We start from the raw sequence: 1,240 nt of genomic DNA on the forward strand, positions 1-1,240 counted from the left end.
GGCCTTGGTGTTGGCGTCCTCGGAGGGCGGCACCGTGCGGCCGCGTCAGCCGACCGGGTCCGCCGGGGCCGGGGCCGGGAGGAAGAAGCCGGTGATGTCGGCGAGGCGCCCGTCCTCGTGGTGGCGGGCGGTGCTGATGCCGCTCGCCGCGGTCCCGCCCTGTCCGTCGAGCTGGGTCCAGCGGGCGAGGGAGCGGCCGTGGTGCTCGAGCACCTCGTCGATGCGGAACCGGTGGCCGGGGAAGGCTCCGGTGAAGCCGGACATGTAGGCGGCGAGTTCGGTCAGGCTGCCGACCTCGGTGCCGGGGTCGCGGTAGGCGACCTCGTCCACCGCGACCGCGCCGAGGGCGGCGGGCCGGTCGGCGGGGTCGGCCGACCAGCAGGCGGCGTAGTCGTTCCAGAGCCGCTGGGTGTCACTCATGGGTCGTCCTGCTTCCGTGGATTTCTCAAGGTGCCGATCGACGCGAGGGCGCCGTCGGTGACGCTGTGCAGCGCGGTGCGGGGCCGGCCGGCCCGGACGAGTACCAGCAGGCCCTGGTAGAGCGCGAGCAGGTGGGCCGCCGTGGTGGCGATGTCGAGGTCCGGCGGTGCGTCGCCGCGGTTCCGGGCGCGGGTCAGCGCGTCGGCGAAGCCGCCTTCGATCGCCGCCAGGCCGTGGTGCACGCCGGGCGCGGCCTCGGGGAGGGTGAAGGACTCGACGGCGGTGTTGGTGAGCAGACAGCCCGGGTCGGGCTCGGCACCGGTCTCGATCGCCGAGGTGAAGAACGAGCGGATGCCGGCCAGCGGGTCCGCCGGCTCCAGCAGGTGGACCCGGACCCGGTGCCGCACCACCCGCTCGTTGTAGGCGTCCAGGGCGGCGTGGAACAGGCCGTCCTTGTTCCGGAAGGTCCGGTACAGACTTCCCGGGTGCAGCCCGGTGGCCTCCTCGATGTCCCGCAGCGAGGCGCCGAGGTATCCCCGGTGGCGGAACAGCCGCATGGCCGAGGCCAGTACCTCGTCCTGGTCCCAGAGCTGTCTGCGCCCCATCCCGGCCTCCGTAGTTGAACGATTGCTCACAAAAATAGCACGGCCGGCGAGGGGCGCGGACATTGGTGACCGGGGTCGGCGCGAGAACGGCGCGCCCGCCCGCGGTGCGTACGGGGCGTGCAGCCGAGAGGGGGTCGCGGGGCTGCGCGAGGGCGTGCTGGCGGAGCTGGCCGCCGTGATCGGCGAGGCCTGCCTGACCGTGCCCACCACGCCGC

Annotated in this window: 3 protein-coding genes; 1 reads left to right on the forward strand and 2 read right to left on the reverse strand. The window is 74.0% G+C overall.

Annotation, left to right across the window (positions count from 1 at the left end; all coding sequences use genetic code 11):
• Positions 1-45 precede the first annotated feature (45 nt).
• Entirely contained in the window at positions 46-420 is a 375-nt protein-coding gene (locus AB0D08_RS40815; protein ID WP_033820814.1) for a nuclear transport factor 2 family protein, read from the reverse strand.
• A complete protein-coding gene (locus AB0D08_RS40820) occupies positions 417-1,025 on the reverse strand; it encodes a TetR/AcrR family transcriptional regulator (protein WP_033820813.1) in 609 nt (202 codons plus the stop codon). Before AB0D08_RS40820 ends, AB0D08_RS40815 begins: the two co-directional genes overlap by 4 nt.
• 22 nt (positions 1,026-1,047) lie before the next feature.
• Between AB0D08_RS40820 and AB0D08_RS40825 the strand changes: the two genes are divergently transcribed.
• A partial coding sequence (locus AB0D08_RS40825; RefSeq protein WP_359895439.1) for a hypothetical protein occupies positions 1,048-1,240 on the forward strand: 193 nt, incomplete at its 3' end.

Origin of the sequence: Kitasatospora sp. NPDC048540, assembly GCF_040651175.1 — a bacterium.
In the GTDB taxonomy this organism is placed as follows: Bacteria; Actinomycetota; Actinomycetes; order Streptomycetales; family Streptomycetaceae; genus Kitasatospora.

Bases quoted from the DNA above. Each gene is read 5' to 3' on its own strand.
- AB0D08_RS40815 (WP_033820814.1), bottom strand. From the start codon at position 420: ATGAGTGACACCCAGCGGCTCTGGAACGACTACGCCGCCTGCTGGTCG.
- AB0D08_RS40820 (WP_033820813.1), bottom strand. From the start codon at position 1,025: ATGGGGCGCAGACAGCTCTGGGACCAGGACGAGGTACTGGCCTCGGCC.